Below are 14,756 nucleotides of genomic sequence, written 5' to 3'. Positions count from 1 at the left end.
AAATGCGCCACCACACCCATGACCTGCTGGCCCCACTGCCTGGGACCGCACGGCAAATCCACAGTTTTCACTACGGCCCGGCCAACACGGCGGGCAAGGTCTACATCCAGTCGTCCCTGCACGCCGACGAAATGCCCGGCATGCTGGTGGCCTGGCACCTCAAGCAGCGTCTGGCGGAGCTGGAAGCGGCCGGCCGCCTGCGCAGCGAAATCGTGCTCGTCCCGGTGGCCAACCCGATTGGCCTGGAACAAGTACTGATGGATGTACCGCTTGGCCGCTACGAACTGGAGAGCGGACAGAACTTCAACCGCTGGTTCGTGGACTTGAGCGAAGAGGTCGGCAACGCGATCGAAGGACTGCTCGGCGACGATCCGCAGTACAACCTGCAACTGATCCGCACCAGCCTGCGCAACGCCCTCGCCCGCCAGACCGCCGCCACCCAACTGCAATCCCAGCGCCTGACCCTGCAACGGCTGGCCTGTGACGCGGATATGGTGCTGGACCTGCATTGCGATTTCGAAGCCGTCACGCACCTGTACACCACGCCCGAGGCCTGGCCGCAGGTCGAGCCGCTGGCGCGTTACATTGGCGCCGAAGCGAGTTTGCTGGCCACCGACTCTGGCGGTCAGTCGTTCGATGAATGTTTCACCTTGCTCTGGTGGCAGTTGAAGGAACGCTTCGGCGAGCACGTCGAGATTCCGCTGGGCAGTTTCTCGGTCACCGTCGAATTGCGCGGCCAGGGCGATGTGTATCACCCGCTGGCCAGCGCCGATTGCCAGGCGTTGATCGATTACCTGATTCACTTCGGCGCCATTGCTGGCGAACCGGTGTCCTTACCCGAACTGCCCTACCCGGCCACCCCGCTGGCCGGTGTGGAACCAGTGGCCACGCCGGTCGGCGGGTTGCTGGTGTTCACGGCGGTGCCCGGGCAATACCTGCAAGCCGGGCAACTGATCGCCGAAGTCATCGACCCGATCCTTGATCGCGTCACCCCTATCCATTGCACCGCCGCCGGGCTGATGTACGCCCGTTCGCTGCGGCGCATGGCCACTGCCGGCATGGTGATCGCCCACGTCGCGGGCACCGAAGCCTATCGCAGCGGCTACCTACTTTCGCCTTGAGGATGCATGCCCCATGTACAAACTGACCATCGAAGGCCTGCATAAAAGCTACGGCGATCACCAGGTGCTCAAAGGCGTCTCGCTCAAGGCCAAGACCGGCGACGTCATCAGCCTGATCGGCGCCAGCGGCTCGGGTAAAAGTACCTTCCTGCGCTGCATCAACTTTCTCGAACAACCGAACGACGGCGCCATGAGCCTGGACGGCCAGAACATCCGCATGATCCAGGATCGCCACGGCATGCACGTGGCCGATCCCGATGAGTTGCAGCGTATCCGCACCCGACTGGCCATGGTGTTCCAGCATTTCAACCTGTGGAGCCACATGACCGTCCTGGAAAACATCACCATGGCCCCGCGCCGGGTGCTGGGTTGCAGCAAGCAAGAAGCCGAAGACCGCGCCCGCCGTTATCTCGACAAAGTGGGCCTGGCCGCACGCGTGGCGGACCAATACCCGGCGTTTCTGTCCGGTGGCCAGCAGCAACGGGTAGCGATTGCCCGCGCGTTGGCGATGGAACCGGAAGTCATGCTGTTCGACGAACCGACCTCGGCCCTCGACCCCGAACTGGTGGGTGAAGTGCTGCGCGTAATCCAGGGTTTGGCTGAAGAAGGCCGGACCATGATCATGGTGACCCACGAAATGAGCTTTGCGCGCAAAGTCTCGAGCCAGGTGTTGTTTCTGCACCAAGGGTTGGTCGAGGAAGAAGGCGCACCAGAGGATGTATTGGGCAGCCCGAAAAGTGAGCGCCTCAAGCAGTTCCTGAGCGGCAACCTCAAGTAACCCGCTGCATTGCGCTGTAGGAGCAAAGCTTGCTCGCGATGGCGTTATTGAAATCGCCATCGCGGGCAAGCCTTGCTCCTACAGGCCCGCGTATTGCAATTAAACCTTTCACCAGTCGGCACGGTCACTGAAAGAAGACTTTCAGAGCGCACACCGCCGGCATGGGCACCTCCCCCGACTACGCAAAATACTGGTTCACCGTGCGCGGCTGGAAGCCGTTCGTCTTTCAGAAACAGGTGTGGGCGGCGGTTAAACGCGGCGAGTCCGGGTTACTGCATGCCAGCACCGGTGCCGGTAAAACCTATGCGGTGTGGTTTGCGGCGCTCAATCGCTTTGCTTCCAGCGTCGCGCCGGTTGAAACACCGCGTAAACGCAAACCACTGGCCGAGCCGCTGACCGTGCTGTGGATAACGCCAATGCGCGCCCTCGCGGCGGATACGGCTAAAGCGCTGGAGGCTCCACTGTCGGATCTACAGATCCCATGGAGTGTCGGCCTGCGCACCGGCGACACCAGCAACAGCGAACGCGCCCGCCAGAGCCGTCGCCTGCCCACCACCCTGATCACCACGCCCGAAAGCCTGACCCTGATGCTTGCCCGCGCCGACGCACACACCGCGCTCAGCACCTTACGCATGGTGGTGGTCGACGAATGGCACGAATTGCTCGGCAACAAGCGCGGCGTGCAATTGCAACTGGCCCTCGCCCGTTTGCGGCGCTGGCATCCGCAACTGATCGTGTGGGGCGTTTCCGCGACGTTGGGTAATCAGGCCCACGCCGAGCAGGTATTAATCCCACAGGGCGGCGGCATCAGCGTCCAGGGTCAAAACGGTAAGGACCTACAAGTCGATACGCTGCTGCCCCCGTCAATCGAGCGCTTCCCCTGGGCCGGGCACATCGGTTTGAAGATGTTGCCGCAGGTCGTGGCCGAGATTACTTCCAGTTCCAGCAGCCTGGTGTTCACCAACACCCGGGCACAATCGGAGATCTGGTATCAGGCGTTGCTGGAGGCGCGGCCGGATTGGGCCGGGCTGATTGCACTGCATCACAGCTCATTGTCCAGAGACACTCGCGACTGGGTCGAGCGCGCCCTCAAGGATGGGCAACTCAAAGCCGTGGTCTGCACCTCCAGCCTGGATTTGGGCGTGGACTTCCTGCCGGTGGAACGCGTACTGCAAATCGGCTCGGCCAAAGGCGTGGCGCGGCTGATGCAGCGGGCCGGGCGTTCTGGCCATGCGCCGGGGCGCGTCTCCCGGGTGACGCTGGTGCCGACCCACAGCCTGGAACTGATCGAAGCCGCTGCGGCTCAGGACGCCGTGGCGCAACGGCGTATCGAACCTCGCGAATCGCCGCACAAGCCGCTGGATGTGCTGGTGCAGCATCTGGTCAGCATGGCGTTGGGGGGTGGATTTAGGCCCGATGAGCTGTACGAAGAAGTCCGCAGTGCCTGGGCTTATCGTGACCTCACGCCACAGGATTGGACCTGGGCGTTGGCTTTCGTACGCCATGGCGGACTTTCACTGACGGCGTATCCGGATTATCAGCGAGTCGAACCCGATGAACAGGGCGTCTGGCGAGTTCCGGATGCGCGACTGGCACGCCGACATCGCATGAGCATCGGCACCATCGTCAGCGACGCGAGCATTCAGCTGAAATTCTGGAGCAAGGGTGGCGGTGGCAAGCCACTGGGCAGTGTCGAGGAAGGGTTTATTGCCCGGCTTAGGCCCGGCGACGGGTTTCTGTTCGCCGGGCGCTTGCTGGAACTGGTGCGCGTCGAAAACATGACGGCTTATGTAAAGCGCAGCACGGCGAAAAAAGCCGCAGTGCCACGCTGGAATGGCGGGCGCATGCCGCTTTCCAACGAACTGGCGCGGGCGGTGGTTGCGCGTTTCGGCGCCGCCGCTGAAGGCACGTTCATCGGCCCGGAAATGCAGGCGTTGCGCCCATTGTTAGCGGTGCAACAACAGTGGTCCGGGCTGCCGACCGAGCACAGTCTGTTGGCCGAAGCGCTCAAATCCCGGGAGGGCTGGCACTTGTTCCTCTACCCCTTCGCCGGGCGCCAGGTGCATTTGGGGCTGGCGAGCCTGTTGGCCTGGCGCGTCAGTCAACGGCAGGCCGTAACGTTTTCCATCGCGGTGAACGATTACGGCCTGGAATTGCTCAGCGCAACGTACATCGATTGGTCCGCCCATCTGAACCCCGAACTGTTCAGCCCCGAACATCTGCTGGCCGATGTGCTCGCCAGCCTGAATGCCGGAGAACTGGCGTTGCGGCGCTTTCGGGAAATTGCGCGAATTGCCGGGCTGGTGTTCGCCGGCTATCCCGGTGCGCCCAAGAGCACTCGGCAGGTTCAGGCTTCCAGCGGTTTGTTTTTCGAAGTGTTCAAGCAGTACGACGCCGACAACCTGTTACTCGCCCAGGCCGGGGAAGAAGTCCTACGGGAAGAATTGGATATACAGCGGCTGGAGCAGACCTTGGCCCACATCAATCGTTTGAAATTCGACCTGCATCAGATCAAACGTCCGACGCCATTGGGGTTTCCGCTGCTGGTGGAGCGAATGCGCGAGAGCATGAGTTCGGAAAAACTCGCGGATCGAATCAGGCGCATGGTCGGTGATCTGGAAAAAACCGCCGAATCTGGGAAAGCCTGATGGGCACACCTTATCCCGTGCGCCTTGCAGGTGAAGAACTCTGGTTGTTACCCGAGAAAGCGTTGTATTGGCCGGCACAGCAAGCGCTGTTGATCGCTGATGTGCATTTCGGCAAGGCAGCGGCTTATCGCAGCCTTGGCCAACCCGTACCACGGGGCACCACCGCGCAAAACATCGCCGTACTGGATGACTTGCTGGCCGCCCTGCCCTGTCGTCAGTTGATCTTCCTCGGTGATTTTCTGCACGGTCCGGGCTCACATGCGGCGGCTACCTTGAAGGCATTGGCCGAGTGGCGAGACCGCCATGACAATCTGCCGATGACGCTGATTCGCGGCAACCACGACAAACGCGCGGGCGATCCACCCTTGTCGCTGAACATTCGAGTGGTCCCGGAGCCTTTATTGCTGGGACCGTTTGCGCTGCAGCATGAGCCTGATCCTCACCCCGACCGGCACGTACTCGCGGGGCACGTGCATCCGGTCTATCGGCTCAATGGCAAAGGGCGCCAAAGCTTGCGGCTGGCGTGTTTCAGGCTCGGGGAGCACATGAGTCTATTGCCCGCGTTCGGCGCGTTTACCGGCGGGTATCAGGTCGGGCGGGATGAAGGCTGTAGGATTTTCGTCATCGGCGACAACGAAATATGGCCCGTCAGCTGACGTTGCCCTTGTAGGAGCGAAGCTTGCTCGCGAAGGCGGTGTATCAGTCAACTGTGATGTCGACTGGCGCGCCGCCTTCGCGAGCAAGCTTCGCTCCTACAGGATCACCCGTCACGCGCCAAGCAAAGGATGCCGCATCAGGCAACCGGTGCGGGAGGCGGCTCGTCCGGCAGAGTAGGCTCACCGGGCTCGGTGGGTTGTTCGTTGGGGGTATCGGGATCGGGCTGGCCGGGGATGCCCCCTGCCATGTTGATTGGCGGATGTGCCAACAAGGACCAGGCCAAAACGCCAATCTGATTGGGCTCAAGCCTGGCCAGTTCGGCACTTATTCGGGGATCGATCTTCATAAAGCACTCCTGAGCAATGGCCCGGTTGGCTTTACGCGAACCGGGCAGTACACCCAATAGAGTGTCTACCCGCCGAAGAATTCCCGCGATCGCTCAGATGAACGGATCAGGTGCGCGGCAAGGTGACGCCACGCTGGCCCTGATACTTGCCGCCACGGTCCTTGTAGGAGACTTCGCACTCTTCGTCGGATTCGAAGAACAGCATCTGTGCGACGCCTTCATTGGCGTAGATCTTCGCCGGCAATGTGGTGGTGTTGGAGAATTCCAGGGTCACGTGGCCTTCCCATTCCGGCTCAAGCGGCGTGACGTTGACGATAATGCCGCAGCGCGCGTAGGTGCTTTTACCCAGGCAGATCGTCAGCACGTTGCGCGGAATGCGGAAGAATTCCACGGTGCGCGCCAGGGCGAAGGAGTTCGGCGGAATGATGCAGACGTCGCTGGTGACATCGACGAAGCTCTTCTCATCAAAGTTCTTCGGGTCGACGATTGCCGAGTTGATGTTGGTGAACACCTTGAATTCACCGGCACAGCGCACGTCGTAGCCGTAGCTCGACACACCGTAGGAAATCAGTCGCTCGGCACCTTCGCCGCGCATCTGGCGCTCGACGAACGGTTCGATCATGCCGTGCTCTTGCGCCATGCGGCGAATCCACTTGTCCGATTTGATGCTCATGGCGGGTGTCCTGAATAGCGAGGTGGAAAAATTCTGTCCGGCATCTTACTAGGGCGCGCCCCGCGTTCAAAGTCCGGGACAAAATTCTCGGCAATCCCTCCTGTTTCCTGGCCCTTGGCGGCAATTCGATGCACCGTCAGTCACGAAAACAGAGAAACCTTCGCAGGAAGCATTGGCACGTCCCGGAAAAAGGGTTAAGGTGGCGCCACTGTGCTGCTTGTGTCACTGAGAATCTCTACACGATATGTTGAATTTCGATCCAACCATCTACAAGAATTTTTCCTGCTCTTTGCACTCAGTCTCGGCCAGGGTTCTTCCTGCGTCGCAGTTATCTTTGTTCAAGGAGTTACACCATGTCTAATCGCCAAACTGGTACCGTTAAGTGGTTCAACGATGAAAAAGGCTTCGGCTTCATCACTCCACAATCCGGTGACGACCTGTTCGTTCACTTCAAAGCTATCCAATCCGACGGCTTCAAAAGCCTGAAAGAAGGCCAACAGGTTTCTTTCATCGCTACCCGCGGTCAGAAAGGCATGCAAGCTGAAGAAGTTCAAGTTATCTAACTTGTACTTGCTTTAGTAAAAAGCCCCGCCCTCAAAAGCGGGGCTTTTTTGTGCCTGTCTATTTTTAGGGCGCAAAAAAGATCGCAGCCTTCGGCAGCTCCTACGCGGGATGGATTGTCCCGTAGGAGCTGCCGAAGGCTGCGATCTTTTGACCTCGGCTTTTGATCTTCTACCTTATTACCAAGCCACACCAAACCCAGCCGTATAGCGCGTCTTGTTCAAATCCGCATCATTGGTCCCGCTAATGATGTCCCGCTCAGCCTTCAGGTTAAGCGAAGCCCAGTCGGTCACCTTGTAGCGCAAGCCCATTTCCGCATCGAGCGCATAATCGGCCACACCGGACAACGGCTTGCCCACTTCGCCATTGGTGAAGAACTCGACCTTCTTGCCAATCAGGTAACGGTTGTAGTCCCACTTCATGGCGACGGAATAGAAGTTATCCTTGCCGCCATCGCTGTACTCATAGTCCGTGCGGTTAAGCAGCGATCCCAGCGAGAAAGCGCCCAGTTCGTTATCCCAGAACTGATACCCGGGACCGGTACCGACCACGCGCTGACGGGACAGCTCTTCGACCTTGTCGCGCTTGTAGTTCAAGCGTCCCTGCCAGAACCAGTTCTCCGTCAGGAATCGGTCCAGGGAGTACTCGGCGCGCCAGTTGTCAGTGGTGACCACCTCATTCTGGAATTCACGGTTGTACTCGCCCTCGGCGGTATGCCGCCAGCGACCATGACGAGCCGAGGTCTTGAAGCCGACGTCATAGTCATCGGTGTCTTTCTCGGCGCGCTGATAATCCAGCGCCATGTCGACACTCCCCTTCCACACCAGATCCTCGACGATCGGCTTGGGTTTGAGGATTTGCTGGATACTCGCCAACTCGACGGTTTTCGGTGCCTCGCCATTGGCCAGAGTCACCTTGCCGTCTTCAGCAGCCTTTAATGACTTGGCTTTCTCGCCGTTGTAAGCGTCCTGCTTGACCAGCAATTCCTGGTCGCTTTCCAAGGTTTTGACCTGTTTCCAGTCAATCGGAACGGCGCCCGCGTATTCGGTTTGAATCAACAGTTTGCCACCATCAAACACGGTGATCTTGCCGCTCAATTTGTCACCGTTCTTCAACCAGACAGTGTCGGCGAGCAAAGGCGTGGAAGCACTGAAGACAGCGAGGCACAGCAAGGTTCTGGACAACATAAGCAAATCGAAGGCTCTGGTTTGCGAAAAAAAGTCGGCATTATCCGTAGGAATAAGGCGCTAACAAGGACTGACCCAACTATTTCTATTGAGTTCATTTCTCAATAACGATTTCAGGACTTAATCTACGGGAAACAAACCCCATTTCTTCAGGAACTGCGGACGTGACAGACGCGACCACCGAAACCGAAAGCCCGGCGCAAATCCGACGCACGGCCCTCTACCTGACACTGGCGCAAGTGCCCGAGGGCAAAGTCGTGAGTTACGGGCAACTGGCCGAGCTGGCGGGACTGGGGCGGGCCGCTCGCTGGGTCGGGCGCACACTGAGCCAGCTACCCGGTGATACCAAGTTGCCCTGGCATCGAGTGCTGGCCGCCGGTGGTCGCATCAGCCTGCCGGTGGGCAGCCCTTCGGGGGATGAACAACGGGCCCGTTTACGCACCGAGGGGATCAGTATCCTGAACAATCGTGTTGATATTCAGCGTCATGGCTGGCGCCCGGTAGAGCACAGCGGTTAGAGTGCGCGCTTTGTTTCCGTAATCTTGAGGCAGACTTCAGCCCATGCCCCGTAAAACCTGGCGCGCCGCGCTCGCCGCCTATGCCAGCCCTTCAACACTCGTGCTGTTGCTGCTTGGTTTCGCCGCCGGCTTGCCCTACATGCTGGTGTTTTCGACGCTGTCGGTCTGGTTGCGTGAGGCCGGTGTGGCCCGCGAGACCATTGGCTATGCAAGCCTGATCGGTTTGGCCTACGCCTTTAAATGGGTGTGGTCCCCACTGCTGGACCAATGGCGCCTGCCATTACTCGGCAAACTCGGCCGCCGCCGCTCCTGGCTGGTACTGGCCCAATCGCTGGTGATCCTGGGACTGATCGGCATGGGCTTCTGCGATCCGCAAAAGCACCTGTCCTGGTTGATCGCCATTGCCGTGATCGTCGCGTTCGCCTCGGCGACCCAAGACATCGCAGTAGACGCCTATCGCCTGGAAATCGCTGAAGACAGTCGCCAGGCTGCGCTGGCCGCCAGCTATATGTCCGGTTATCGGATCGCGGCATTGCTGGCTACCGCCGGCGCCCTGTTCTTCGCCGAAGGCTTCGGCTCCACCGGTTTCAACTACCAGCACTCGGCCTGGACCGGCACCTACGTGCTGTTCGGCGCCTTGATGATCCCCGCCCTGCTCACCACCCTGTTCATGCGCGAGCCGCCCGTGCCGCTGCGCACCCAGCTTCAGGCCGGGCGCTACAGTTTTGCGCACCAACTGATGTCGGTGTTTGTGCTGATCGTGTTGCTGGTGTCCGTACCGGCCATGTTCACCCAGCTCTATAACACTGACTTTGCCAGCGTACTGTTCGGCGGCGTGAGCCTGCTCGACCTGCTGCTCGAAGACCGCGCCTTCCTGCGCGCGATCCTCTACATCCTCCTCACCGCCATGTGTCTCTCAACCATGGGCCGCCGAGGCCTGGCGCCGGTGCTCACACCGGTCAACGACTTTATCCTGCGCTACCGCTGGCAAGCCTTTCTGCTGCTCGGGCTGATTGCCACTTATCGAATGTCCGATACGGTCATGGGCGTCATGGCCAACGTGTTTTACATCGACCAGGGCTTTACCAAGGATCAGATCGCCAGCGTCAGCAAGATTTTCGGCCTGATCATGACCCTGGTCGGCGCCGGCATGGGCGGCCTGTTGATCGTGCGTTTCGGCATTCTGCCGATCCTGTTCATCGGCGGCGTGGCTTCGGCTGGCACCAACCTGCTGTTCCTGATGCTCGCCGACATGGGCGCCAACCTGCAGATGCTGATCGTCACCATCTCGCTGGACAACTTCAGCTCGGGCATGGCGACCTCGGCGTTCGTGGCCTACCTGTCGAGCCTGACCAACCTCAAGTTTTCCGCCACCCAATACGCGCTGCTGAGTTCGATCATGCTCTTGCTGCCACGCCTGATCGGCGGCTATTCAGGGGTCATGGTGGAGAAATACGGCTACCACAATTTCTTCCTGATCACCGCGCTGCTTGGCGTTCCGACGCTGCTGCTGATCGCCTTGCACTGGTTCCAGGAGAGCCGCCGCGCGGGCCCGAAACCCAAGCCTGAACCGGTGCAGACGCCGGTTGTGGAAGAGTCGTAGGAAACATCCCTAAGGGCTGGAGAAATCCGCCCTTGCAGCCTCACCGCCGGCCGCACTTCTGTACGTCAGCAAAACTCGCCCGTACAATGCTCCGTCATTTCTCGTCATCAGCAACCGACAACGGCCAACCATGCGCACCAGTCAATTTTTGCTCGCCACACAGAAAGAAACGCCTTCCGACGCGGTCGTGATCAGCCACCAGCTGATGCTGCGCGCCGGCATGATCCGCAAACTCGCCTCGGGCCTGTACACCTGGCTGCCGATGGGCTTGCGAGTGATGCGCAAGGTCGAAGCCGTCGTTCGCGAAGAAATGAACGCCGCCGGCTCGCTTGAAGTGTTGATGCCGAGCACTCAACCGGCTGAGCTGTGGCAGGAATCCGGGCGCTGGGAAGAGTACGGCCCTGAGCTGCTGCGCTTCAAGGATCGTCACGGTCGCGATTTCTGCGCCGGCCCGACTCACGAAGAAGTGATCACCGACCTGATGCGCAACGAGTTGAGCAGCTATAAACAGCTGCCCATCAACCTGTACCAGATCCAGACCAAATTCCGTGATGAAATCCGCCCACGCTTCGGTCTGATGCGCGGTCGCGAATTCATCATGAAGGACGCCTATTCCTTCCACGCCGACCAGCCATCGCTGCAGATCACTTACGATCGCATGCACCAAGCGTACTGCAACGTGTTCACCCGTCTGGGCCTGAAATTCCGCCCTGTCGAGGCCGATAACGGCTCGATCGGCGGTGCCGGCTCCCACGAGTTCCACGTACTGGCCGAATCCGGCGAAGACGATATCGTGTTCAGCAACGGCTCCGACTACGCCGCGAACATCGAGAAAGCCGAAGCCGTGCCGCGCGAAACCTCCCGCGCCGCGCCTGCCGAAGAGCTGCGCCTGGTCGACACCCCAAACGCCAAGACCATCGCGCAACTGGTCGAAGGCTTTGGCCTGCCGATCGAAAAAACCATCAAGACCCTCGTGGTTCACGCTGAAGAAGCGGGCAAGCTGATTGCCCTGATCATCCGTGGCGACCACGAACTGAACGAAATCAAGGCTGCCATCCAGCCAGGCGTTGCCAGCCCACTGGTCATGGCGTCCGAATCCGAACTGCGCGACGCCATTGGCGCCGGCGCCGGTTCCCTCGGCCCGCTGAACCTGCCGCTGCCGATCATCATCGACCGTTCGGTCGAATTGATGAGCGACTTCGGTATCGGCGCCAACATCGACGACAAGCACTACTTCGGCGTGAACTGGGAACGTGACCTGCCGGTTCCGACCGTGGCCGACCTGCGTAATGTCGCCGCCGGCGACCCAAGCCCGGACGGCAAGGGCACCCTGGAAATCAAGCGCGGCATCGAAGTCGGGCACATCTTCCAGCTGGGCAACAAGTACAGCAAAGCGATGAAGTGCGAAGTGCTGGGCGAGAACGGCAAGCCAGTGACCCTGGAAATGGGTTGCTACGGTATTGGCGTGTCCCGCGTGGTGGCGGCGGCCATCGAGCAGAACAACGACGACAAAGGGATCATCTGGAGCGACACCCTCGCGCCCTTCCAGATCGCTTTGGTGCCATTGCGCTACGACAACGAGCAGGTTCGCGAAGCGACCGACAAGCTGTACGCAGAACTGACGGCGGCCGGTTTCGAAGTGTTGCTGGACGACCGCGACAAGAAAACCAGCCCGGGCATCAAGTTCGCGGACATGGAGCTGATCGGTATTCCTCACCGGATCGTGGTCAGTGACCGTGGCCTCGCCGAAGGCAACCTGGAATACAAGAGCCGTACCGAGGCCGAGGCGCAAGCGCTGCCGGTCGCTGACGTGCTGTCCTTCCTCCAGGCCCGTATCCGCCGCTGACACCAGATAGAGAAGTCATGTTCAAGCGAAACACCTTAGGCCTCGGCGGTGCCGCACTGTGCGGCACCCTGCTGGTCAGCGGCTGTGCCAATCACATGTCGCAACGCAGCGAGCACGAGGAACGGGTCGAGCGCAAATTGCTCGATCACAGCCTGCAGATCGATGTCGGTGAGCCCAAGGTGCTTGAGCTGCCGCAACGCCGCGTGAAAATCCACGAGCAAAAGACCTTCGAAGTCACCGAGTTCGAGGTTACACGTCGTTACGATCGCTACACGCCTTACCAACCCTGGCGGGAGATCTACGAGATCCCGCTGGGCATGGTGGCCATCGTGGCCGGCGTTGGCGCGAACGTGGTCAACGTGTTTGCGCTTGGCAATCTGCCGGACAGTGTGACCAAGGATTGGCTGAGCTACGGTTTCGCCGGGATCAACCCGTTCATGAACGTGCAGTCCCACGGTCGCGCGCAGCAAAACCTGGCCGGCATCGACGAAGTCCAGCATGACAAACGCACGGAATATTCAAGCCTGCCGTGGAGCGAGCGCCCGGTGCAGGTCAAGGCCGGCAAGGAAACGTTCGAGCTGAGCACCGACAAAAACGGCGTGCTGCGCCTGAACCTGCTGGACAGTCCGTTCGCTGAACATGACATCAATCATCTGAGCCGACTGCTGATTACTGTTGAAGATGCCCAGGACGACGTGCACACCGACTCGTCCCTGGCGGTCAGCAGTGGCTTGCGCGGCAAACTGCTCGAAGCCCACGGGTTGATTTACGACGACCTTGAAGACGACGAAGTGAGCCAGTGGGTCCACCGGGTCAAACGGCTGTCGGAATTGGGCCTGGAAGAAGAAGCCAGTGAGCTGGAGCAGAGCCTGATCGAACTGACGCGCAACGATCCTGAGTTGCAGACCGAATTCCTCAAGTCATTGACCAAGGATGCGGGACGATTGGTGGCGGATCCAAATCCGAATTAATCGGCGTTAAAAGATCGCAGCCTTCGGCAGCTCCTACAAGGGATCGACGTACATCCTGTAGGAGCTGCCGAAGGCTGCGATCTTTTGCTTTTCAACCTTCAGCGCTCAAACAACTCCATCTGCTCAAACCCGCCGCGCAAATCCTCCAGCCTCACCCCGATCCCCAACAACCGCACCGGTTTGCCGCCGCGATTGAACGCCTGGGTCAGCAACAACTGATAACTCCCCAGATCCCGCCCTGCCCCGGCCTGCTCCAGCGTGGTTTGGGTGAAGTCATGGAATTTCACTTTGACGAACGGTTTACCCGGTCGATAGCTGCTGTCGATTCGCGCCATGCGCCCGGCCAGGGTTTCGAGCAATTCGGGCAGTTTATCCAGGCAACTCACCAGATCCGGCAAGTCCACGTCGTAAGTGTTTTCGACACTGATGGATTGCCGACGGTTGTCGTTATGCACCAGCCGCTCATCGATCCCACGGGCCAGGCTCCAGAGTCGCTCGCCGAAACTGCCGAATTCGCGCACCAGCGCCAACTTGTTCCACTCCCGCAAATGCGCGCAATCAACAATGCCGAGCTTCCCGAGCTTGTCGGCAGTCACCTTGCCGACACCGTGCAGTTTGCTCACCGGTAAACCACTGACAAAGTCCTCGACCTGATCCGGCGTGATGACGAACAAGCCGTTGGGCTTCTTCCAGTCGGAGGCGATCTTGGCGAGGAACTTGTTCGGCGCGACACCTGCCGAGACCGTGATATGCAATTGATTGGAGACCCGACGCCGGATGTCCTGGGCAATTCGCGTGGCGCTGCCGCCAAAATGCGCACTGTCCGACACGTCCAGGTAAGCCTCGTCGAGGGAAAGCGGTTCGATCAGGTCGGTGTAATCGCTGAAGATCGTCTGAATTTCCTTCGACGCTTCTCTATAGGCATCCATTCTAGGTTTGACGATGGTCAGGTCCGGGCACAGATTCAACGCATGCCCGGAAGACATCGCCGAACGCACACCATAGGCCCGCGCTTCGTAATTGCAGGTGGCAATCACCCCGCGCCGGTCCGCCGACCCGCCCACCGCCAATGGCTTGCCGGCCAGGCGCGGGTCATCACGCATCTCGATGGCGGCGTAGAAACAGTCACAATCGACGTGGATGATTTTGCGCTGAGTCATATAAAAGCAGTGTTCATGGCAAAGAAAAGACGTAATGACGAGCCGGATCGGCAGTATCTCACTGACACCTGTATATAGCACCAGTACTCTGAATCTTCTTTATAGGGCTTAGGAAAAGGCGCGCTGAATTTATTTTCTCAATCGAAAAGCACCCATCGATAGAGCTGAAAGCCTTGCCACACCTGCCTTTCAGCCCATCCAGCCTGGCGCATTTACTGCTAAGCGATTGAACAGGAACAGATTTTTTCCACATTGAAGGTTGACACCCCGGCGTTCCTCTGTAGAATGCCGACACACAGACGCGGGATGGAGCAGTCTGGTAGCTCGTCGGGCTCATAACCCGAAGGTCGTCGGTTCAAATCCGGCTCCCGCAACCAAACATCAAAAAAGGCTACTCGAAAGAGTGGCCTTTTTTGTGCGCGTCTATTTTGTCGTTCCATAGCACTCATGCGCGCACCGAAGCAGAAATGAGAAATCGTTCTGATTCCGAAACTTACCGCTCCCCCGCCACCGTTCGACGCTAATTCACGCTTATTTGACCTATCTCGGGATTAACGGTTGACACCCAAGCGTATCTCTATAGAATGCCGCCACACAGACGCGGGATGGAGCAGTCTGGTAGCTCGTCGGGCTCATAACCCGAAGGTCGTCGGTTCAAATCCGGCTCCCGCAACCAAACATCAAAAA

At 59.4% G+C, this 14,756-nt stretch carries 13 protein-coding genes and 2 tRNA genes; 11 read left to right on the top strand and 4 right to left on the bottom strand.

Annotation, left to right across the window (positions count from 1 at the left end):
* Nucleotides 1-2 precede the first annotated feature (2 nt).
* The 4 genes from V5E99_RS08995 to pdeM all read left to right on the top strand — a co-directional run bounded on the left by V5E99_RS08995 (nt 3) and on the right by pdeM (nt 5,203).
* The gene (locus tag V5E99_RS08995) at nt 3-1,121 is read left to right on the top strand and encodes a succinylglutamate desuccinylase/aspartoacylase family protein (RefSeq protein ID WP_499802130.1); all 1,119 of its coding nucleotides are present in this window, start codon (nt 3-5) and stop codon (nt 1,119-1,121) included.
* A 13-nt stretch (nt 1,122-1,134) separates the two neighbouring features.
* Nucleotides 1,135-1,899, top strand: coding sequence for an ABC transporter ATP-binding protein (locus V5E99_RS08990; protein ID WP_499802129.1), 765 nt, complete (start codon nt 1,135-1,137; stop codon nt 1,897-1,899).
* A gap of 161 nt (nt 1,900-2,060) precedes the next feature.
* Nucleotides 2,061-4,547, top strand: a complete 2,487-nt coding sequence (locus V5E99_RS08985; RefSeq protein WP_499802128.1) for a ligase-associated DNA damage response DEXH box helicase — start codon at nt 2,061-2,063, stop codon at nt 4,545-4,547.
* Nucleotides 4,547-5,203 (top strand): ligase-associated DNA damage response endonuclease PdeM, encoded by a 657-nt coding sequence (gene pdeM / locus V5E99_RS08980; RefSeq protein WP_499802127.1) that lies wholly within the window; start codon nt 4,547-4,549, stop codon nt 5,201-5,203. The genes V5E99_RS08985 and pdeM overlap by 1 nt, the downstream gene beginning before the upstream one ends.
* A gap of 137 nt (nt 5,204-5,340) precedes the next feature.
* On the opposite strand, the gene V5E99_RS08975 is transcribed toward pdeM, so the two are convergent.
* Nucleotides 5,341-5,550: a hypothetical protein gene (locus V5E99_RS08975; RefSeq protein ID WP_123405914.1), complete on the bottom strand. Its 210-nt coding sequence runs from the start codon at nt 5,548-5,550 to the stop codon at nt 5,341-5,343.
* Nucleotides 5,551-5,656: 106 nt separating this feature from the next.
* On the bottom strand, nt 5,657-6,223 hold the full coding sequence (gene dcd / locus V5E99_RS08970; RefSeq protein ID WP_054047011.1) for a dCTP deaminase: 567 nt from the start codon (nt 6,221-6,223) through the stop codon (nt 5,657-5,659).
* A 353-nt stretch (nt 6,224-6,576) separates the two neighbouring features.
* On the opposite strand from dcd, the gene V5E99_RS08965 reads away from it, so the two are divergent.
* The gene (locus V5E99_RS08965) at nt 6,577-6,786 is read left to right on the top strand and encodes a cold-shock protein (protein WP_002554837.1); all 210 of its coding nucleotides are present in this window, start codon (nt 6,577-6,579) and stop codon (nt 6,784-6,786) included.
* A 177-nt stretch (nt 6,787-6,963) separates the two neighbouring features.
* Here the strand turns inward: V5E99_RS08965 and V5E99_RS08960 are convergent, their stop codons facing one another.
* Nucleotides 6,964-7,971, bottom strand: coding sequence for a DUF481 domain-containing protein (locus V5E99_RS08960; protein ID WP_499802126.1), 1,008 nt, complete (start codon nt 7,969-7,971; stop codon nt 6,964-6,966).
* Between the two features lie 164 nt (nt 7,972-8,135).
* On the opposite strand from V5E99_RS08960, the gene V5E99_RS08955 reads away from it, so the two are divergent.
* The 4 genes from V5E99_RS08955 (at nt 8,136) to V5E99_RS08940 (ending at nt 12,909) form a co-directional block, all read left to right on the top strand.
* Nucleotides 8,136-8,489, top strand: coding sequence for an MGMT family protein (locus V5E99_RS08955; RefSeq protein ID WP_499802125.1), 354 nt, complete (start codon nt 8,136-8,138; stop codon nt 8,487-8,489).
* A 43-nt stretch (nt 8,490-8,532) separates the two neighbouring features.
* Nucleotides 8,533-10,092, top strand: a complete 1,560-nt coding sequence (locus tag V5E99_RS08950; protein WP_499802124.1) for an AmpG family muropeptide MFS transporter — start codon at nt 8,533-8,535, stop codon at nt 10,090-10,092.
* Between the two features lie 130 nt (nt 10,093-10,222).
* A complete protein-coding gene (locus V5E99_RS08945; RefSeq protein WP_499802123.1) occupies nt 10,223-11,938 on the top strand; it encodes a proline--tRNA ligase in 1,716 nt (571 codons plus the stop codon).
* Between the two features lie 17 nt (nt 11,939-11,955).
* Nucleotides 11,956-12,909, top strand: coding sequence for a hypothetical protein (locus tag V5E99_RS08940; protein ID WP_499802122.1), 954 nt, complete (start codon nt 11,956-11,958; stop codon nt 12,907-12,909).
* A gap of 98 nt (nt 12,910-13,007) precedes the next feature.
* On the opposite strand, the gene dinB is transcribed toward V5E99_RS08940, so the two are convergent.
* A complete protein-coding gene (gene dinB / locus V5E99_RS08935; RefSeq protein WP_499802121.1) occupies nt 13,008-14,069 on the bottom strand; it encodes a DNA polymerase IV in 1,062 nt (353 codons plus the stop codon).
* Nucleotides 14,070-14,369: 300 nt separating this feature from the next.
* Here dinB and V5E99_RS08930 point away from each other — a divergent pair.
* Nucleotides 14,370-14,446: transfer RNA gene (locus V5E99_RS08930), tRNA-Met, on the top strand.
* Nucleotides 14,447-14,668: 222 nt separating this feature from the next.
* Nucleotides 14,669-14,745: transfer RNA gene (locus V5E99_RS08925), tRNA-Met, on the top strand.
* Nucleotides 14,746-14,756: the final 11 nt, after the last annotated feature.

This window comes from Janthinobacterium sp. LPB2021202312-11-4 (assembly GCF_037049705.1).
GTDB lineage: Bacteria > Pseudomonadota > Gammaproteobacteria > Pseudomonadales > Pseudomonadaceae > Aquipseudomonas.
This window is presented reverse-complemented; position numbering and strand designations above follow the sequence as displayed.

Excerpts from the sequence above, each read along its gene's own strand:
- V5E99_RS08995 (WP_499802130.1), top strand. The coding sequence starts at position 3 with ATGCGCCACCACACCCATGACCTGCTGGCCCCACTGCCTGGGACCGCA.
- V5E99_RS08990 (WP_499802129.1), top strand. The coding sequence starts at position 1,135 with ATGTACAAACTGACCATCGAAGGCCTGCATAAAAGCTACGGCGATCAC.
- V5E99_RS08985 (WP_499802128.1), top strand. The coding sequence starts at position 2,061 with ATGGGCACCTCCCCCGACTACGCAAAATACTGGTTCACCGTGCGCGGC.
- pdeM (WP_499802127.1), top strand. The coding sequence starts at position 4,547 with ATGGGCACACCTTATCCCGTGCGCCTTGCAGGTGAAGAACTCTGGTTG.
- V5E99_RS08975 (WP_123405914.1), bottom strand. The coding sequence starts at position 5,550 with ATGAAGATCGATCCCCGAATAAGTGCCGAACTGGCCAGGCTTGAGCCC.
- dcd (WP_054047011.1), bottom strand. The coding sequence starts at position 6,223 with ATGAGCATCAAATCGGACAAGTGGATTCGCCGCATGGCGCAAGAGCAC.
- V5E99_RS08965 (WP_002554837.1), top strand. The coding sequence starts at position 6,577 with ATGTCTAATCGCCAAACTGGTACCGTTAAGTGGTTCAACGATGAAAAA.
- V5E99_RS08960 (WP_499802126.1), bottom strand. The coding sequence starts at position 7,971 with ATGTTGTCCAGAACCTTGCTGTGCCTCGCTGTCTTCAGTGCTTCCACG.
- V5E99_RS08950 (WP_499802124.1), top strand. The coding sequence starts at position 8,533 with ATGCCCCGTAAAACCTGGCGCGCCGCGCTCGCCGCCTATGCCAGCCCT.
- V5E99_RS08945 (WP_499802123.1), top strand. The coding sequence starts at position 10,223 with ATGCGCACCAGTCAATTTTTGCTCGCCACACAGAAAGAAACGCCTTCC.
- V5E99_RS08940 (WP_499802122.1), top strand. The coding sequence starts at position 11,956 with ATGTTCAAGCGAAACACCTTAGGCCTCGGCGGTGCCGCACTGTGCGGC.
- dinB (WP_499802121.1), bottom strand. The coding sequence starts at position 14,069 with ATGACTCAGCGCAAAATCATCCACGTCGATTGTGACTGTTTCTACGCC.